Origin of the sequence: Hydrogenispora ethanolica (assembly GCF_004340685.1) — a bacterium.
GTDB classification, from domain to species: Bacteria; Bacillota; UBA4882; order UBA8346; family UBA8346; genus Hydrogenispora; species Hydrogenispora ethanolica.
In genome coordinates, this window is sequence record NZ_SLUN01000056.1 from 1 (window position 1) to 18,023 (window position 18,023).

Consider the following 18,023-nt stretch of genomic DNA (forward strand, 5'->3'; position numbering starts at 1 on the left):
CCTTCTTTCACCGATTACTTCCTTTAACGCAATTCTTTCATTTTCATCGCTTCGCTTGTCCCAACTTTGTTGGGGTGGGGGGCTTATTCACAAAAAGAACTCTTTTATTCACAAAAAGAGCTTGCCCGACGACTGAATGAGCTCATTCTTCCGAAAAAGAGCTCATTCATTCACAAAATGAGCTCACTTATCCACAAAAAGAGCTTGCCCGACGACTGAATGAGCTCATTCATTCACAGAAAGAGCTCTTTTATTCACAAAATGAGCTCGCCCGACGACTGAAAGAACTCTTTTTCCACAAAAAGAGCTTACCCGGCGACTGAATGAGCTCTTTCAGTCACCAAAATAGATCCGTCACTCGCAAAATGAGCTCTTTCAGCCCCTCAATCCGATCGCTTATCCAGGACCCATGGGGCCGTCTCGCTCCGGGAGAAAAGCTAACACTGGCCATTTCCGCCCCTTTCGTTCGATAATCGAAACCAATCGGGCGGATAGTATCAAAATATTCTCTCCGGCGGCAGGAGATCCAAGTCAGTCAGTGGAAAAGAGAGAAAGGAAAAAAATGCCATGGATATTACAATGCTGGAGGCAACCTTTCATGCCAAGAAGCGCTTTCAATGCCCCCGGAGCCGTCGCGGTCCCCCTATTCCCATGCCGTGGCCTCCGGCGAGTTGGTCTATCTCTCCGGCCAGACGCCGCTCGATTCCCGGACCGGCAAATTGGTGGAGGGGGATAGCATTTTGCGAAAGCGTAAACGGCTTTGTTCGCAAAAAGTGCGGTGAAGCGTTCGCCCTTTTCGCTCCAAACCCGTCAACGCTTTCGCAAAATGCTGTATCGCCGCCCAGACGGAACAGTCCTTCAAAAATCTCTTTAGCGTTCTGGCCGCGGCCGGGCTGACGCCGGATGACGTCGTCAAGGTCAATGTCTTTTTGACCGACATGAATGATTTTGCTGCTATGAACGAGGTCTATTCCCGGCAGTTCACCGCCCCTTATCCGGCGCGGACCACTATCGGAGTGGCTGCTTTGCCGTTGGGGGCGAAGCTTGAGATTGAGATGATCGCCCGGAAAAGATAAGAAAATCGCGAAGGAGCGGAAAAGGTGGCCTCCAACCATCCGGCCGGAACGGCTGGTAATTGTCCCAAGCGGAATTGTCCGCGGCATAGCGACCGCGCGCGTTGTGAAGCCTATCATCGGGAACGGAAACGGAGTGGGGAGGCTGATAGCCGGCGGTCATGAATTTCGGTAATCTGCCGCCGTTCGGCATGGCTCCGGGAGCTTTCTCCGGAAATCCGCCTTTTGAAATCGGTGAATTTTTTTAAAGACCGGCAGGATTCCGGCGAATCCTACCGAATAACTTTCTAAATATAATTAATAAAGAATCGGATATTGGGAGCAGCATCGCCCACCGGGAGGGAAACGTTTGGAAAGAACCGCCGGCAATCAGTTGATGATCAAAGAGAATAATCAAAAATTCATCATTGACACGCTGATCGACCGCGGCGCGACCTCCCGGGCGGATCTGGCCAAGTTATTGAAACTGAGCGCGCCCAGCGTCTCCAATAACATCAATCAGTTGCTCCAGAAAAAACTGCTGCTGGAGATCGGCGAAGGCGATTCCGCGGGCGGACGGCGGCCGATCCTGCTGGATTTCAACTATCGCTACGGCTATATCATCGGCGTCGACCTCAGCGGCCAGGATTTGAAGATTGCCCTCAGCGATCTGAAGCCGGAGATCATGGAGCTCCGCAAATTCGACATCTCCAACGAGAAGAGCGGCAGAAAAATCCTGGACATCATCATTGAAACCATCGTGGCCCTCTTCGCCAAGCACCAGTTGAATCTGAAACAATTGCTCACCATCGTGGTGGGATTCCCGGGAGTGGTCAACGAGGCTACCGGCCGGATGGCGCTTTTGCCGTTATGGGTCTATGTCTGGGACGAAATCAATCTCCATGAGGAGCTGCAGAAGAAGTTCAAGTCCAAGGTGATCATCAAAAACGACATCAATCTGGCGGCTTTGGGGGAATCCCGGTACGGCCTGGGGCGCGAATACCATAACCTGGTCTATGTCAGCATCGACCGGGGCGTAGGGGCGGGGGTGGTCATCGACAACCGGCTTTACGAGGGTACCCGGCGGGCCGCGGGCGAGATCGGCTATCTCGCTTTGGAAGCCACCGACGTGGCCTTCGATCATCAAAATTTCGGACCGTTGGAGTCCAGAGTGGGCCTGCCGGGGCTGATTCGCAAAATCCGGGAGGACCTGCGGGCGGGTTGCGACTCGCGCATCCTCGATCTGGCGCAAGGCGATCCGGAGCGGGTCGATCTGCGGGTGATCAAGGCCGCCGTCAGCCTGGAGGACCCTTATATTCTGGGCGAGATGGTGCGGATCCAGAATCAGCTGGCAGTGATTATGGCGAATATCGGCATCCTGCTCGATCTGGAGCTGGTGATCCTGGGGGGACAACTGACCAGTTTGGGCTATGACTTTTTAAAACCCCTGAACGAGATGGTCGGTAAATTGGTGCCATTAGGGACCAAGGTGGTCTATTCGTCGCTGGAGCAACCGGTACTGTACGGAGCGTTCGCAGCAGCGCTTGAATATGTCCAGAGCAATATCTTGAGCCTTAAGTAGCATTTCTATAGGATAAAACTTAATTAACTTAACTAACTTCTTGAATGTTCGTTCCCAGCCCTGAACCATGGCTGGGAAAGGGGAAGTCGCGGCAATTCTTTCAACTTATCAAGCGAGGAAATCGGTTGCAATCGCTTGAGGGTCAAAAAACTTAGTGCAACATAGCTGTTTGGGCGATTTTGTTTCAATTATCATGCTGAGGTAGGTTCCATGGTGAAAATGATGCGAGAAGTCCCTTTTGGGCTGGGAGTGGATATCGGAGGGACGAAAGTACTGATCGTTCTGGCGAATCCGGCAGGAGAAATCATCTTTCAAGACAAGGCCGGAACATCCCGGGATCCGGCTGAGATTATCGGCATTATCCGGGCCAGTCTGGACAAGGCGGGGGTCCAGGCTGGCCAGATCCGCGGCATGGGGGTCGGCGTCCCCGGCAATGTGGACAGCACCAAGGGATGGGTGATGGATGTTCCGTCTCTGAAATGGCAGAATTTGAACCTGGCTGAATTGCTTGGCTCCCATTTCCCTTTCCCCGTCTACATTAACAATGACGTTAATCTGTCGGCGCTCGGCGAGCGTTGGCTGGGAAACGGCCGGGGCACCGATAACCTGTTCTATATCGCGCTTGGCACCGGAATCGGCGGCGCGGTTATTGCCAATGGAGCGTTGGTGGAAGGCTACCGGTTCGGGGCCGGCGAGATCGGCTATTTTCTGGAGAAGGCCGATCTCCGGAACGGCTTGCGCAATTATTCCTGCCAGGAATTCGGCGTTTTTGAGAGCAAGGCTTCGGGAACGGCCCTGACCCGCAAGGCAGAGCCCCTGGGATTGACGCCGCGGGAACTGTTTCAAGGATTCCGCCGGGGCGTTTCCGGAACCCAAGCGATCATCGAAGAATTTGTACTCGATCTGTCGGTGGCCATCGCCAATGTGGTCAGCCTCCTGAATCCCGAGAAAGTGATCATCGGCGGCGGAGTCTCGGAATCGATGGAATGTGTCATCGAGCCGATCCGGGAATCTGTCGCCCAGTTCTCGCCGTTTCCCACCGAAATTGTCCTGGCCCGTTTGGGCGGTGCCGCCGGTGCGGTAGGCGGCGCGGCTTATGTGTTTCAGAACCATCAGCCCGGATTTCCGGATCATTCCGACTCCAATGAACCGGGGCGAACGTGAAAACTTTACCATCAGGGTCAAAGGAGCACCTGGCTCTCCGGTCGAGCGGTAAAATCGGGGCAATCGTCCGAATGACTGTGATTCGACCTGCCATTTTTGGATACGTACCCGGACCGCATTTGCGGAACGGGTATTTTTTACGTCAAGTGAATGGCAACTTTTCGGCGAATCGCGGCAATGGACTTGAGATACTGCAGCCAAAATAGTAAAATGGTGATCATCAAAGTACCAAGGATGGAAAGAAGGAATGGCGATGGACCGGTTACGCCTTTGGAATCGCAAACGGCACGATGGTATCAAGGATCATCATCCCGAATCGGAGGAGAACCGCCTTACTTACAATCGGCGCTTAAAAGTCGCTTCGAACCAGGTGTTGGCCGTTGCTCAGCAATTGGCGGTGAGCATCGAAGAGAATCAGGGCTTTTCGGAGCAGGTTTTCGGCAACACCCGGGAGATGACCGGGTTAAACCGGGAAACCCAGCGTGAATTACAGGCGATGACGACGGAATTCCGGGCGGTGGTGGAACGGCTGGACCATATTAAAACCATCTCCAACGAGATGGGCCAGACCGGGCAGGCGTCGGCGGCGGTGCTCCGGAACAGCCTGGATGAGATCCTGGCCATTGTCTCCGAGATTCACCAGATCGACCAGTCGGCCCGGACCACTGTCAAAATGATGAACGAACTTCAGGAGCTGTCCGGCCAGATCACCGGCATTCTGGATACGGTAGGGGAGATCGCCGCCCAGACCAAGCTGTTGGCTTTTAATGCCGCTATCGAAGCGGCCCGCGCCGGCGAGGCCGGCCATGGCTTCAATGTCGTGGCCGACAGAGTCAAGCGCCTCTCCGATGATAGCCAAACCTCGGTGAATCATATCCGGGAAATGATCGACCAGGTCATGGAGGCCAATCGCCAAGTGAACCAACAGATGGAAGGGACCGCCGCCAAAGTGGCCGGTTCGGTCGAGCGATTTGAGATGGTCGAGGAGAACCTGGCCAGGATCCAGAACAGCTTCGGCGAATTGGTCCAAAAGAGCGAAGCGGTCAACCAGGAGATCTCCGCCGAGCAGCAGCGGGCGTTGACCCTTCAAGAACAAGCAGCCAAGATTCAGGAGCAATCCGGGACGGTCTTAAACCGGGTCGAAGAAGCCTATCAGGGGTTAAAACGTCACCAGAGCTTGATGGCGGAGCTCAACGACCTTGGCTTGCGGCTGAATCAGGCGTCCAGCGCGCTCCAACCGTTGATCGCGGCTGAGGCCGATCCGATCGATCTGAAACAGGAGATCCGGGAACGGGCCATTGCCATGCTCGATCAGCTGAGCCGGGACCTCCGTAACCGCGCTTGGCTGGCGGAGCTGGAGCCCTCGCAAGTGGAGGAGTATTTGCGACAGTTACTGGCTGATTATCCAATTCTCGAAGCGGCCTGGGTCAATGATCTCAAAGGGCGCTTTGTCCACTCGATTCCAGCCGCCGGGATCGCCAACGCAAAAGTGCGCGAATGGTTTACCAGCAGTGCCGCAGGGAATCGGTTTACCTCGGCGCCCTATATTTCGGCTATCACCAATCAACCCTGCGTCACGCTGTCGCTGCCGATTTTGAATGCGAAAGGCAAAGTCCAAGGCGTATTGGGCGTGGATCTTCAATGCTAGGGAGCGCCGGATGGCAAGTGGAGGCGGATTTCGCCTCCCCGCGACGGTTTTCCCTAAAAACTGATGACATCGATCCGATCCGCCAGCCCGGTGACGATCTTGCGCCAACCCGGAGCGATAATTAATTCGCCCTCGCCCGAATGAGCGGTGAGGCGGGTCAGCCGCAGACCGGGCTCGATCCGATAAACGCTGCTGGCGGCAGCCAGATAAATCCGCCCCTCGATCACCTCCGCCGCGAACAGCTCTTCATGGAGGAGATCCTTCGATCTGCGGTTGCTCAACTGAAAAGCGCTGATCGTGGCGCGGCCCCCCTTCACCTTGACATACACCAGCATATCTCCGGCCAGCGCGGCCGGTTCGGTCACGGGAATATCGGTCAAAAGCGGCTCCGCTTTCAGCGCGGCGGTATCGATCAGCAGCAGATCCAATGGATCGCTCCGGCCCGGGTCGCCGGCCCCATCGACATAGGCGGCGGCATTGGCGAGCGGGACCGCTGTTGCGGCGATCCGGCCGTTCTCCCGGCCCCAGACGATACTGGTGATCAGGACGTCGGAAAAGCGGATGTAACGGACCGTTTGCGAGCTAGGATTATAAATCCCCAATTGATTGGAGAGGAATAGGTCGCGGTGCTCTTCGCTGATGGTATATTGAGCTTTGTCCGTGGTTTGCACTGCGAAAGCCAGCTCTTTGCCATCCGGCGACCAGGCAAACATCGAGACGTTGGCCCCGGGCGACTGTAAATTTTTGAGCAGGCGGAGCGAATCGCTGCCAAAGACCTTCTGTTCCAGGCGGACATAGCGGGAGTCGCCGCTCCAGCTATAAGAGAAGTTCAACAGGTCTTCCCAATCGTCCGGACAAACGGCCCCGGGCAGGACGGATAGGATGTCGCGTTCCAAGTCGTAAAGGTAGACTTGGCGTCCGGGATGGCCTTGCTCCGCGAAGGGAATGCCTCCGGCAATCACTTTGCGGCGGTCCGGTGAAACCTCATACCAATTGCAACGTTTCAGGATTTTCTTGAGCGGTTTCCCCGCTTTTTTGTGGCAGAGGTTGCCCTCCAGGTAATTGCTGACCACCATCTCGCGGTAAAGAACCCCATGGCCCTGATCCGTGATGATCCCGCCGTCAATGTTCCCCTTTACGTCGAAACAAAGTTCCGGGCGGTTTGATTTGGGATTGAAACGATAAAACAGGGAACGCCGGTCCGAATAATAATACATGAAAGTAAAGCCGGCTCCGGCCGACGGCCCGGTTTTATCCAGATAGAACGGCGCGCGGTTCTCAAAACTCTGTTTGGTAATGAGCTGTAGGGTTCGCCCCTTTCGCACCTGTTCCAAGTCGAACCGGCCCCGTCGGGTATCGACAGACCGGCTGAGCCCATCGCCCCGGCCGTTGTTGGCGGGGTGAACCGCCAGCCAGATTGCGGTTACCGCGATCAAGCCGCTGATACCCACGGCGATGGCGATCATCCCCAAAAAACGTTTTCGCATACCGGCCTCCCGCAGTTTTGAATCGCAAGAGCCATTCTTCGCTTGATTCGGCACGATCTCCTCCAACCTCCGTTCGGGTCGTTCCGGAAATTTCCAGAACGGATTTCATCTATACGGGCCGTCGTAAGTTTTTAAAATATCTGATTATCAAGTTTGGTCAGCAAAGAGGCGTTGGTTTTCGATGGGAGATTAATAAGAAGGTCGGCATTGATGTCGATGCCCTCTCCTATAGGGTATTAACAAAGATGCCTGCCCTCCCCCATGACGCTATCAAAAAGCGATAGCTATGGGGGAGGGACCGAAGATGCCTAAAGTCATGCGTGAAAAGGTTTTAGGCCTATTTTCCCCCTCGCCCATAGCGAGTGCTCTTCGAGCGTTATGGCTGCGCTTAAAAAATCTGTGATTTTTTTACGCTGGAGAGGGCTCACGACTATGAATCTACCCGAGGGGAGAGGGCGTCAAGATCGAAGCCGACCATTCAGATCAAACTAACTTTACCTGAGCTAACTTGATACTCAGAAAATTAAAATGCTCTTTCATTCATCCGGACCAGTTTCTTTTCCGGGAATCGGCCGCACCATTGGGCGACGGTCCGTGGCGGGCGCTCCTGAAAGCCGGGCATGTCACTGAAATAGCGGATCCTCTCTCCGTCTAGCACGGCGGCTGAAAAACTGCCGTCGGGGCCGGCCATGACGATCGCTTCATCCGATCCGTTGAGTCCGCGCACCCAGCCGACCATGACCTTGGCGCCGAGGCCGTCCAGGTCCTCGGCGGGGGAGAGCAAATGGAAGGTTTCCACAAACAGATCATAGAACCGGCCGACCAGTTCGCGGAAGGAGCTGTCTTGCGCCGGGGTATCCAGCACTCCCAGATCCACCAGGGTGGGCAGCGGCTCATTCCAGACGCCTTCGTGGTAATCGCCGTCGAAAAACACTCCGGCTCCGGCAGTATCGCTGCAGTTCCCGAAAGCGGTGATCGAGAGCAGGTCTTGGACCATGGCCAGTTGCAACCGGCAACCCCGGCGGGGATCGGTCCAGATGGCGACATTGCCGTTCAGTTTGGCGATTCCCGTCACCACGCCGGTATGCGAGCCGCTGAACGCGGTCAGCGTGAAACGGAATCCTTGCGGCGTGCTGGCGGCGATAATCAAGGTGGCCGGTTCATAGGGGGCGACGCCGATGCGGCTCCAGATTCCGGCCCGGAACGGTTTTTGCCCCGGCGCGGGCGGCGGGGGCGCGGCCGTCAGGTTGAAGCCGAGGCGACGGAGTCCTTCCGGGCCGGACCATGTGCCATAGAACTGAAGCAATGAGGGGAGACGGCCTTGAAAGACTCCGACCAGGCGGCCGTGGCGGTCATATTCTTGCAAATGAATGCGGCGCAGCCGGTCCAGCGAACCTTGGAGACGGTACGGTCCCCGCACCCGGTTGTAAAGGGTGCTCCCCGCAACGGCGCCGCCCTTCAGTTGAAGCTGCATGCGCACGGCAGCGGCGCCGATCTTGCCGGCATAGGTTACTTCATAAAGAGTGTCGGCGCCGGCGGCTGGGACCGGCCAGAGCAGGCCGATCATGAAAAGGAGCGAAAATAGCGCCGGAATCTTGCGCCGCAACAGGCGGCTCATGAGAATTCCTCCGTTCTTTCAATCAATCGGTCACCGGACCTTCAGCGGACTGCCGGCCGTTCGGCAACGGGAGCGGCTCGGAAGAAGGATCCGGTCTAGCTTCGCAATTCATCCAGGGTCGCAATGTTGCGGAGGTGGCTGGTCTGGCCCCAGGTTTCCAGCCGCCATTGGCCGTCGCGGATTGTAAACAGGTTATAACTGACGTTTTTCAAAGAAAAATGGCGGGGTTCGCCGAAGGGGATCCGGAAAACCTCGCGAAAGATACAACCCAAGGTACCGCCGTGGCCGACTGCCAAGATAGTCTGGCCGGGGTGGCGGGCCACGATTTCCGTCAGGCATGCCATCGTCCGATGGTGAAACTGGCGCAGGCTCTCCCCGCCGGGAAGGGCGTAATCGGGATCGCGGCGGAGGTATTCCCGGTACCGTTGGGGATGACGTTCCTTGAATTCATCCAGGGTCAATCCTTGCAATATTCCCAGTGAGTTTTCGCGCAGCCGCGGTTCGGCCTGAACCGTCAGGTCCAGGGCCGCGCCGAGGATCGCGGCGGTCGCCATGGCCCGGCCCAGATCACTGCTGTATAGCGCGGCGATGGGTTGGTCTTTCAAAGATTCGGCCAGGGCTTGGGCTTGTTGAATTCCGGCCGGGGTCAACGGGCTGTCCAGATGGCCCTGATGCTTGAGGGCGCGGTTCCATTCCGTCTCGCCATGGCGGGTAATGATCAAAGCGGTAATTCGGCTCATGGGTTCCCTTTCTCTATGCAACGACCTGAATCCTTACGGGACATGATTTGCGAAAATACCGAAGGCTTTACCGTTTTTCCGCAAAATCATGGGATTCAAGTCAATGTCGTTGCATACACGATGTTCTAGCGTTTTCTAGCCATCCTTGCCGCAACCGAGAGGCACCGTTGCGGGCCGATGGTCATCTTCGAGTCACTCTGGGTACGGGAAGTCCGTACCGGTTCGCTATCCCTTTCGCTCGGGGAGCTGAACCGGAGCGACCCGGATGGGGAGATTCTTCGAGAAAAACGCCGGAAAATCCTTCCGCCAGGCAACATATTTTGCCCGCGCGGGGCCGGGAACCGTTGCTTTCCGCCAGGGAATAACCTGAATTACGCTTTACTTGCCGGCCGGGAACGAGCGAACCCCTTCGGCCAGACTGAGCAGCGTGCCGACGAGACCGGAGACCTCCTGGGGCAGGATCAGTTTGGTCGCTTGACCGTTCCCCAGATTTTGAGCGACTTGGACGGCGGCTTCTAGAGATTTGAGGGCCAGCAGGGCTTGGTTCGAATCCTGCGCGTTGAGCGCCTGGGAGATCTGGGCGAGCCCCTGCGCCTGAGCGCTGAGTTGTTTGAGGATGGCGGCCGATTCGGCCTCGGCCCAATTCAACCGGGCGATTTTTTCCCCTTCGGACTCCAGCTGCTGTGCTTCTTTCCGGCCCTGGGCCACCAGGATCTGTTGCTCCCGGGCCGCTTCCGCCTCCAGCAGGGTTTTCTGTTTTTGGGCCTCGGCCGCCAACACTTCCTCGGCTTTTTTGGCCTCCGCTTCCAGGATAGCCTGCTGTTTGGCGCCTTCGGCCTTGAGGATCATCGCTTCTTTTTCGGCCTGGGCCACCAGGACTTGGACCCGGCGTTCCCGTTCGGCGATCATCTGTTTTTCCATCGGATCCTTCAGATCGGACGGCGGAATGATCTCCTGGACTTCGACGCGTTGGATCTGAACCCCCCATTTGCCGGTGGCTTCGTGCAACCCGGCTTGGAGGCTCCGGTTCAATTGCTCGCGGGAGCCGAGGCTGACATCCAGGTCCATCCGGCCGAACTCATTGCGGACATGGGTCAATGCCAACTGCTCCAAGGCTTTGGGAAGATCGGTGATCCCGTAGACGGTCTGCTCCGGCTGGGTCACCCGGTAGTAAATGATGGTGTCCACGTCGACCGGGACGTTGTCGTGGGTGATGACATGCTGTTTGCACATGTCGAAGATCTGCTCCCGGAGGTCGATGCGGTACGGTCCGAAATCCTTGCGGTACTCTTCGCGGTTGATGAATCCCACCACCCGAAAGGTCTCCAGCAACGGAATCCGGAAATGGATACCGCTGTAGACCACCCGGTGAAACTTGCCGAGCCGCTCCAGAACCGCGGCTTGACCCTGGGAAACCATGAAGCATCCTCCCAGGAGGATGAAGGCGACGAGAACTCCCAACCCGATCAGGGCGAGGAGCGGAATCCAGAACATGCGGCCAACCCCCTAACTTGGACACCCGGCACATGGAGTCCAAACTTCCGGCTCAATGTTATGCTATGCGGCCGCCGTCCCGAACATGACGGATTGCTTGACCGTATTTGGATTATCTTGCCAAATAAAATCGCCCCGCCCCAGGAGGGGGGAGCGACTGACGGCGAGTTCGACGGGCGGAAGCGGCATTTCCGCTTAGATGCTCTGCGCACTTTGGCGGATGATCGCCGCGGGGATCTGGTCTTTGATCCCTTTCACCTTGAACTCCATGGCGCAGTGCGGGCAGGTGACTTCCTGGCGGGATTCGCTCAGCGGGAGCGCCATGGCCCCTTCGCAGCGGGGGCAAAGGATCACCACTTGGCCGGCAGGATTGCCGGCCGGCGAGGCCGGGATCTCCGGGGCGGCCGCTTCGCGCATCAGCTCCTGGGCGATGGAATAGCCGCAACTGGAGCAGGTGAAGAGCGGGGTGGCGGCGGAGACGGGGAAGATCGGGATGAAAAAGAACGAAATATACTGGCGGACCAGAATCTCCTGGAAATTACGGAGATCGTTGCAATGCGGGCAATGACGGCGCAGGGTTTGCTGGCCGGTCTTCTTGACCGGGGTGAAACCGAAAATAAAGAACATGACAGCACCTCTATCCATTATCAATTGCCCTGCCCCCGGAGCGGATTGCTTCGTCACGGCCGGGCGTTCGGAAAAAACTTTTGATCGCAACCGTTTTTATTCTATTTGTCATCTTTTCTGAAAATCCTGCCCGATCCGGAAAATTGGCTTCATTTTGAATTCAGGCTGCGGAATGAATACGGCCTTAACTTTAAAGCCAGGGGATAAAGTCTTTTAAACCGGAAATTGTCGTGCAAAACGATATCAAACGACTTATCCCTCGTTTTTCTGAGCTTTTGTGAACACCCCGACCTTCGGACGGGGTTTATCACAACGCTTTTAATGGGATTGTAAGATCCGGAAGCCTATTTGTGTTATAATATTAAAAATGGTTCGTAGGAACCAAAAAGCAATCAGAGCACAGGGGGAATGAAATTGGACAAGGAGCAGATCATAGCCAAGATTTGTGATTGCGGGTTGGTGGCGGTCGTTCGCGCCGAAACCAGCGATCAAGCGATTAAAATCGCCGAAGCTTGCGCCAGCGCCGGCGTGGCCGGAATCGAGATTACCTTTACCGTGCCGGGAGCGGCCGATGTCATTAAGGATTGCGCCAAGAAGTTCAATAACGGCGAGATTATTATCGGCGCCGGAACCGTGATGGATCCGGAGACCGCCCGCACCGCCATTCTGGCCGGCGCCCAATATGTGGTCAGCCCGTATCTGAGCAAAGAAACGGTTACGCTTTGCAACCGGTACCGGGTGCCGGTGATGCCCGGCGCGATGACCATTCGCGAGGCCGTGGAATGCATGGAGGCTGGCGCGGACATCGTCAAGATCTTCCCCGGCGAATTGTTCGGGCCCGCGATCATTAAATCGATTCGCGGACCGATTCCGTATGCCAAGATGATGCCCACCGGCGGCGTGAGCCTGGAGAATGTCGGCGAATGGATCAAAGCCGGCGCGGTTGCGGTCGGCGTGGGCGGCAACCTGATCGGTCCCGCCAAGACCGGCGACTATGAGTCCGTCGCCCGGATCGCCAAGGAATACATCGCCAAGATCAAAGAAGCGCGGAGCAAGAAGTAAGACTTCGGTCACGGGTCGCCAATCGACCCGAAGCGAGGATCAACGCTCGAATTGGACCACCCCGGCATTTATGCCGCGGTGGTTTTTTCATGGCCGGGCGCCGGGCGGGTTGGGTCGCCCGCAAGAAAAAAATAGGAAGGTGGGAAATCAAAAGTTCCTTTTTTCATGGCGATCGCGATTGGCGATCATTCCAATGCCATTGGCGGGATTGCCAATGCATTTTGACGGATGGCGATTTCATTTGGCAAGGCCGCAATTTCATTTGGCAGGGTTGCAAATTCGCTCGGACGGTCGGCAATAGCAATTGGAAGGATGGGAAATTCATTTTTCATGGTTGCCAATTGGATTTGCAGGGGGACAATTGCAATCGGACGGCCTGAGAAGTTAAAAAACGGCATGAAAAATTATTTGAGCGCGGTTTTGTGATTTTTTCGAAGCCGCGCTTTGTCAATTTCCCTCTTGCCGGGCTGCGCCGAAATGGTGTGAAGCTCGCCCGGGCTACCAGTTGCGCACCAGTTCGTCCAGGCGACCCGGGGCGACGGGAGCCGGCCGGATATCGCGAGCCGGCCGTTCCGGCTGGCTCGGGGACGAAAGAGCGGAATCCGGGTGCGGGGAAAGGCGCTGCAACACCGGGCCGGGCACCGGTTCCAGCGCGGCGGCGGCCAGGGATCCGACCAGCCTTTGGCCTGACATGACCTCGTTCAGGTCGACCTCGAGGCGGAGAACCTTCGGCATGGGGATCATCTGCAGCTTTTTCTCCTGGCGCAGCATGAGATAATCGGCGTCCCAGCCCAAGACGGTCCCGGAGACGGCCGTTCCGCCCTCCAGATGAACCCGGATCTCAAACTGGTTTTGCAATAGATTCTTCAAGATCAAGCCGCTGTTATAGAAGCCGGGTTCGGTCATGAGTACGGATCGCCACCTCGTCTGCACTGGAATAGAGTTGCTTATTCGATGGCGCTCCCGCTTTTCCTCTTGTTTCCAAGATAAAATATAGCAGATTAGGGAGGAAAAAACATTTGCGGTGCCGCGCCGGGCCGGATCTTTCCGCCGGACGCGGGCCAAACCGCAGATATTGGATCGCGGGAACCGGGAGGAGATCATTTATGGATGTCGAAGTTATCGAAAAAACGGGTTCATGAAAAAGCTTTGCATGATCTCCCGGAGTCTGCCCGTCGGCCGGAGATCCCGCCCCTCATGCGGGTTCCGGGCCGGGGCGATGGGATGCCATTTTTGGAAACAGATCTGAGGTGACGCATTTTGATTCAGTTCCAAGGGGTTAGCAAGGTGTATCCCAATGGGGTCGTGGCGCTCAACGAAATTGACCTGTCCATTGAGAAAGGCGAGTTTGTATTCATGGTCGGTCCCAGCGGCGCCGGCAAGACCACCTTTATCAAGTTGGTCATCCGCCGGGAACTGCCGAATCAGGGGCAGATTTACATCGGCCGGAAGAATCTGGCCCGGATGAAGGAACGCGAGATACCCCGTTTTCGCCGGAATATCGGGGTGATTTTTCAAGATTATAAGCTTTTGCCGAACAAAACCGTCTTTGAAAACGTCTCTTTTGCATTGGAGGTTATTGAGGCCTCGCGCAGGGAGATCATGCGGCAAGTTCCGGCAGTGCTTGAACTGGTTGGCTTGAAAGATAAGGCCAATGTGTTTCCACAGGAACTCTCGGGGGGCGAACAACAACGGGTCTCATTGGCCCGCTCCATTGTGAATCGCCCCTTGCTGTTATTGGCGGATGAGCCCACCGGAAACCTGGACCCCGATACCTCCTGGGGGATCATGGACCTGCTGATGGAGATCAACAAGCGGGGCACCACCATCGTGATGGCCACCCATAACAAGTCCATCGTGGATCGGATGCGCCGCCGGGTCATCGCCATGGAGAACGGCAAAATCACCCGGGACGAGCAAAAGGGGGTATACGGGCTTGAAGGTTAGAACGCTGTGGTACTTTTCGCGGGAAGCCGGAGTCGGTCTGGGCCGCAATGGGTTGATGAGCTTCGCCGCGACAGCTACCGTAACCCTCTCGCTGATGCTGCTGAGCTGTTTTTACATTGTGATTGCCAACTGCAACCATTTTGTGAATATGGCCAAAGGAGTCCTGGAGATCCGGGTCTATCTGAAAGACGGCTCCGATCCGGTGGCCGTGCAACAAAGAATCGCCGAGTTGACTGGGGTCAAACGCCTCCGCTACGTCTCCAAGAACGACGGCGCCAAATGGCTGGAGAAGAATCTGGGCGTCGCCGATCTTTTTACCGAGAATGAGAATCCCCTGCCCGACATGGTCAATATCAAGCTGACCGACGACGCCAAGGTGAAGCCGCTGGTCCAGCAGCTCACCGCGCTCGAGGGCGTGGCCGAGGTGGAGTACGGTAAGACCTTTGTGGAATCGATGCTCATCGTGACCCGGGTCATCGGGGTGATCGGCTTCGGACTGGTGCTCATCATCGGCCTGGTGGTCCTGTATATTATTGTCAACACGATCCGCCTCACGGTGCTGGCCCGCAGGAAAGAGATTGAGATCATGAAGCTGGTCGGCGCCACCGATTGGTTTATCCGGCTGCCTTTCATGCTGGAAGGGATCTTCATCGGCCTGGGCGGCGCCTTCATCTCCATCGTGGTCATGTCCAAGGGCTACCATTTGTTGCTGGCCTACATCAAACAGCTGGCGCCGTTTATTCCGCTCTTGTCGGAGCGGCTGATCAATCAAGGGTTGTATCTGATCATTCCAGCGCTCGGCGTGTGCTTTGGGGCGTTGGGAAGCCTCCTGTCGCTCAAACGGTTTCTCCGGGTCTGAAGCGGCCGGAGAAAGAGGAGTCGCCTCCTTGGCGAACGGGCGGTTTCGTTTTCGCTTGCATAAAGATGGCCCGGTCTGGGAAGACCGTGGGAAGAGAATCAATGAAGGAATGAGGGTTTCCGCCGCTGACGGCCCGATGAGAATCGGGCCTGTTCTTTGAGAATTTGTCGTTTGAGCTGGAAAAGCGATCCGTGAAGGAGGGTGGGGATGGATGGCACGACCATTCCGGCAGGCAATCATTTTTTTGCTGCCGATAGTCATTCTGGCGGGCGCAACGACGGGATGGAGCGCTTCGAACCAGGACTTGGAACGGAAGATCGACCAGACCAAAAGGAAGCTGACCCAGACCAGGAACCGCGAGAAATCCGTCCTGGGGAATCTGTTGTCGACTCAAAAAAAGGCCGAGACGGTCCGTTCCAATCTGCAACAGATCAACTCCAAGCTGGACAAGACCGAAGAAAGCATCGACAAGGTCAGAGACCAGATCAACCTCACCCTGAACCAACTGGAAGCGATCCGCAACCGCATCCGGGATCGAAAGTCGGTTCTAGGCAAACGTCTGGCAACTATATATAAATATGGGTACCAAAGTTATTTGGAAGTGCTTTTTGCAGCCCGCGACTATGGCGAATTCGTCTCCCGTTTTGAAATGGTCGGACGGTATGTCCGCGGCGATCTGGCCCTGCTCAAGGAACTCCAGGATCAGCAAGAGGAAGTCGCCCGGAAAAAAGAAGTGATCGCCCGGCAACACGAGGAACTGCGGCAGCAGCAAACGGCCTATGCCCAGCTGCAGAAGTCGGCCAAGAACGAGCACAGCCGCTGGCTCTCGAAGATGCAGGAACAACAGAGGCAATTGGCGGCGATCCAAAATGACCGCCGCTCCCTCGAACGCGCCCTGGACGAGTTGGAGGAGCTCTCCAAACAGATGGAATCACAGATCCGGGGGATGCAGAATAATAGCAAGGTCGCGCTGGGCACCGGCCGATATATCTGGCCCACCCGCGGCACGATCACCTCGTATTTCGGATACCGGATTCATCCCATCTTGCGGAAGCGCAAATACCACTCGGGCCTGGACATCGCCGCCCCGCGGGGCCGGTCGATCGTCGCCGCCGACAACGGAGTGGTCATCTTCAGCGGCCGCAACGGCGGGTACGGCAAGATGATCATCATCGACCACGGCGCCGGGTATTCGACAGTGTACGCGCATTGCGACTACTTGCTGGTTGCCCAGGGACGGTCCGTCACCAAGGGGCAGGAGATTGGCAAAGTGGGAACCACCGGACTGGCGACCGGTCCGCACGTCCATTTTGAAGTGCGGAAAAACGGTGTTCCGGTGAACCCGCTGGATTATTTGTAGCCTCCCGGATGATGTGAGAAATTTGGAACGATCGCGCATCAGGGGATGGTTTTCGGAATCTGGTTTCATCAAAAGGAGCGGTCCATTTGTCAAAAATACGCCGGATCTGGCTGGCTGTAATATTGATCCCCGCCTTGTTGGCCGCGGGCGTCCTGGGTTGGTGGTGGCAGTCCAAAGTCCGCAACGGGCGGTACCGCGATTTGCTGCCCGCCTTTTATGTCATGGGTGTCCTCAAACTCAGCTACTATCAGCCGGTCAATCTGGACGCCTTGCTGAATGCCTATTGGAAGACGGGCAACATCACCGGAATGTTGAAAGTATTGAACGATCCCTATACCCGCTATCTGGACCGCAATGCCTACGCCGAACTGAAAAAAGAGACCCAAGGCAGCTTCGGCGGGATTGGGGTTTACCTGATTCCCAAAGCGGACCAGTTGATCATCTCGACGGTGGTCAAAGGGTCGCCCGGCGCCAAGGCCGGGCTACAGCAGGGCGACCGCATCACCAAGGTCGGCGACCAATGGGTCAAGGACCTCAGCGCGGAGGTGGCCATCGCCAAGATCCGCGGTCCGGCGGGCTCGGCGGTGGACCTGCAGATCAGCCGGGGCGAGGGGCAGGACCGCCGGGAGCTTTCCTTCCGGATCATGCGCGAGAATATCCTGATTCCCACGGTGGAGATGACGACCAAGGCCGATCCGGTGCTCGGCAAGATCGGTTTTATCAAGATTTCGCAGTTCGCGGAGACCACCCCCGCCGATCTGGCCGGGAAACTGGCTGAGATCGACCGGGATGCCGCCTACCGCGGCTTAGTCCTGGACCTGCGCGCCAATCCGGGGGGCTCCCTGGAAGCGGCGCACAAGGTCGCCAGCCATTTCATTCCGGCCGGCGCGCCGGTGCTGCATATTCAGCGCCGGGGCTATCCCGAGGAGAGCCTGCCGGCCGAGGATTACCGGCACCGCAGGCTGCCCATGGTGGTACTGGTCGACAGTTGGAGCGCCAGCGCCTCGGAGATTGTGGCCGGAGCCATCAAAGACCAGAAACGGGCGACTCTGGTCGGAACCCATACTTTCGGCAAGGATCTGATCCAGGAAGTGAAGGAGTTGCCGGGGGAGACGGCGATTACGGTGACCATCGCCAGTTATCTCACGTCCGGCCGGGTGAATATTCACAAAAAGGGGGTCCAGCCGGACCGGCTGGTGGAGATCCCCGGAGCGATGGATCGGCTGTTGAAAACCGGCGACACCGGGCTTTTCCAGGAGATGCAACGCCGCCAGGAAGCGGAAGCCGTCAGGATATTGCGCGAGGAGGACGGCGGAAGCCGCAATAAAGCGGCTTAAATCCGCCGAAGCCTGTCTCCCGCGATTGAGCAGCAACCCAGTTTCC

General features: G+C 56.7%; 15 protein-coding genes and 1 pseudogene. 9 read left to right on the top strand and 7 right to left on the bottom strand.

Annotated features, from left to right (window positions below; genetic code table 11):
* Positions 1 to 598: 598 nt before the first annotated feature.
* The 4 genes and pseudogenes from EDC14_RS27455 (at position 599) to EDC14_RS25130 (ending at position 5,446) form a co-directional block, all read left to right on the top strand.
* Positions 599 to 1,076: pseudogene (locus tag EDC14_RS27455) on the top strand (Rid family hydrolase).
* A 346-nt stretch (positions 1,077 to 1,422) separates the two neighbouring features.
* The gene (locus EDC14_RS25120; protein ID WP_132017670.1) at positions 1,423 to 2,634 is read left to right on the top strand and encodes an ROK family protein; all 1,212 of its coding nucleotides are present in this window, start codon (positions 1,423 to 1,425) and stop codon (positions 2,632 to 2,634) included.
* Between the two features lie 219 nt (positions 2,635 to 2,853).
* Positions 2,854 to 3,798: an ROK family protein gene (locus EDC14_RS25125; protein ID WP_243663116.1), complete on the top strand. Its 945-nt coding sequence runs from the start codon at positions 2,854 to 2,856 to the stop codon at positions 3,796 to 3,798.
* Positions 3,799 to 4,051: 253 nt separating this feature from the next.
* Positions 4,052 to 5,446, top strand: a complete 1,395-nt coding sequence (locus EDC14_RS25130) for a methyl-accepting chemotaxis protein (RefSeq protein ID WP_165908318.1) — start codon at positions 4,052 to 4,054, stop codon at positions 5,444 to 5,446.
* Positions 5,447 to 5,499: 53 nt separating this feature from the next.
* On the opposite strand, the gene EDC14_RS25135 is transcribed toward EDC14_RS25130, so the two are convergent.
* The 5 genes from EDC14_RS25135 to EDC14_RS25155 form a co-directional block, all read right to left on the bottom strand.
* Positions 5,500 to 6,933: a hypothetical protein gene (locus EDC14_RS25135; RefSeq protein WP_132017679.1), complete on the bottom strand. Its 1,434-nt coding sequence runs from the start codon at positions 6,931 to 6,933 to the stop codon at positions 5,500 to 5,502.
* Between the two features lie 523 nt (positions 6,934 to 7,456).
* Entirely contained in the window at positions 7,457 to 8,551 is a 1,095-nt protein-coding gene (locus EDC14_RS25140) for a hypothetical protein (protein ID WP_132017682.1), read from the bottom strand.
* A gap of 95 nt (positions 8,552 to 8,646) precedes the next feature.
* Positions 8,647 to 9,291, bottom strand: a complete 645-nt coding sequence (locus tag EDC14_RS25145) for a histidine phosphatase family protein (RefSeq protein ID WP_132017685.1) — start codon at positions 9,289 to 9,291, stop codon at positions 8,647 to 8,649.
* 378 nt (positions 9,292 to 9,669) lie between these two features.
* On the bottom strand, positions 9,670 to 10,785 hold the full coding sequence (locus EDC14_RS25150; RefSeq protein WP_132017688.1) for an SPFH domain-containing protein: 1,116 nt from the start codon (positions 10,783 to 10,785) through the stop codon (positions 9,670 to 9,672).
* 195 nt (positions 10,786 to 10,980) lie between these two features.
* Complete coding sequence (locus EDC14_RS25155) at positions 10,981 to 11,412, bottom strand: zinc-ribbon domain-containing protein (protein WP_165908319.1); 432 nt, start codon at positions 11,410 to 11,412, stop codon at positions 10,981 to 10,983.
* 408 nt (positions 11,413 to 11,820) lie between these two features.
* On the opposite strand from EDC14_RS25155, the gene EDC14_RS25160 reads away from it, so the two are divergent.
* The gene (locus tag EDC14_RS25160; protein WP_424337438.1) at positions 11,821 to 12,474 is read left to right on the top strand and encodes a bifunctional 2-keto-4-hydroxyglutarate aldolase/2-keto-3-deoxy-6-phosphogluconate aldolase; all 654 of its coding nucleotides are present in this window, start codon (positions 11,821 to 11,823) and stop codon (positions 12,472 to 12,474) included.
* A gap of 185 nt (positions 12,475 to 12,659) precedes the next feature.
* Here EDC14_RS25160 and EDC14_RS25165 read toward each other — a convergent pair whose 3' ends face one another.
* Both EDC14_RS25165 and EDC14_RS25170 read right to left on the bottom strand, forming a co-directional pair.
* Positions 12,660 to 12,872 (bottom strand): hypothetical protein, encoded by a 213-nt coding sequence (locus EDC14_RS25165; protein WP_132017694.1) that lies wholly within the window; start codon positions 12,870 to 12,872, stop codon positions 12,660 to 12,662.
* Positions 12,873 to 12,972: 100 nt separating this feature from the next.
* Positions 12,973 to 13,380 carry a hypothetical protein gene (locus EDC14_RS25170; protein WP_132017697.1) on the bottom strand — a complete coding sequence of 136 codons (408 nt, stop codon included), beginning with the start codon at positions 13,378 to 13,380 and terminating at the stop codon, positions 12,973 to 12,975.
* A 354-nt stretch (positions 13,381 to 13,734) separates the two neighbouring features.
* On the opposite strand from EDC14_RS25170, the gene ftsE reads away from it, so the two are divergent.
* The 4 genes from ftsE (at position 13,735) to EDC14_RS25190 (ending at position 17,977) form a co-directional block, all read left to right on the top strand.
* A complete protein-coding gene (ftsE, locus tag EDC14_RS25175; protein WP_132017700.1) occupies positions 13,735 to 14,421 on the top strand; it encodes a cell division ATP-binding protein FtsE in 687 nt (228 codons plus the stop codon).
* Positions 14,411 to 15,280 (top strand): permease-like cell division protein FtsX, encoded by an 870-nt coding sequence (gene ftsX / locus EDC14_RS25180; protein WP_132017703.1) that lies wholly within the window; start codon positions 14,411 to 14,413, stop codon positions 15,278 to 15,280. Before ftsE ends, ftsX begins: the two co-directional genes overlap by 11 nt.
* 211 nt (positions 15,281 to 15,491) lie before the next feature.
* Positions 15,492 to 16,640: a murein hydrolase activator EnvC family protein gene (locus tag EDC14_RS27630; RefSeq protein ID WP_132017706.1), complete on the top strand. Its 1,149-nt coding sequence runs from the start codon at positions 15,492 to 15,494 to the stop codon at positions 16,638 to 16,640.
* A gap of 86 nt (positions 16,641 to 16,726) precedes the next feature.
* On the top strand, positions 16,727 to 17,977 hold the full coding sequence (locus EDC14_RS25190) for a S41 family peptidase (RefSeq protein ID WP_132017709.1): 1,251 nt from the start codon (positions 16,727 to 16,729) through the stop codon (positions 17,975 to 17,977).
* The last annotated feature ends 46 nt before the right edge of the window (positions 17,978 to 18,023 follow it).

Bases quoted from the DNA above. Each gene is read 5' to 3' on its own strand.
- EDC14_RS25125 (WP_243663116.1), top strand. From the start codon at position 2,854: ATGATGCGAGAAGTCCCTTTTGGGCTGGGAGTGGATATCGGAGGGACG.
- EDC14_RS25130 (WP_165908318.1), top strand. From the start codon at position 4,052: ATGGACCGGTTACGCCTTTGGAATCGCAAACGGCACGATGGTATCAAG.
- EDC14_RS25135 (WP_132017679.1), bottom strand. From the start codon at position 6,933: ATGCGAAAACGTTTTTTGGGGATGATCGCCATCGCCGTGGGTATCAGC.
- EDC14_RS25140 (WP_132017682.1), bottom strand. From the start codon at position 8,551: ATGAGCCGCCTGTTGCGGCGCAAGATTCCGGCGCTATTTTCGCTCCTT.
- EDC14_RS25145 (WP_132017685.1), bottom strand. From the start codon at position 9,291: ATGAGCCGAATTACCGCTTTGATCATTACCCGCCATGGCGAGACGGAA.
- EDC14_RS25150 (WP_132017688.1), bottom strand. From the start codon at position 10,785: ATGTTCTGGATTCCGCTCCTCGCCCTGATCGGGTTGGGAGTTCTCGTC.
- EDC14_RS25155 (WP_165908319.1), bottom strand. From the start codon at position 11,412: ATGTTCTTTATTTTCGGTTTCACCCCGGTCAAGAAGACCGGCCAGCAA.
- EDC14_RS25160 (WP_424337438.1), top strand. From the start codon at position 11,821: ATGAAATTGGACAAGGAGCAGATCATAGCCAAGATTTGTGATTGCGGG.
- EDC14_RS25165 (WP_132017694.1), bottom strand. From the start codon at position 12,872: ATGCCGTTTTTTAACTTCTCAGGCCGTCCGATTGCAATTGTCCCCCTG.
- EDC14_RS25170 (WP_132017697.1), bottom strand. From the start codon at position 13,380: ATGACCGAACCCGGCTTCTATAACAGCGGCTTGATCTTGAAGAATCTA.
- EDC14_RS27630 (WP_132017706.1), top strand. From the start codon at position 15,492: ATGGCACGACCATTCCGGCAGGCAATCATTTTTTTGCTGCCGATAGTC.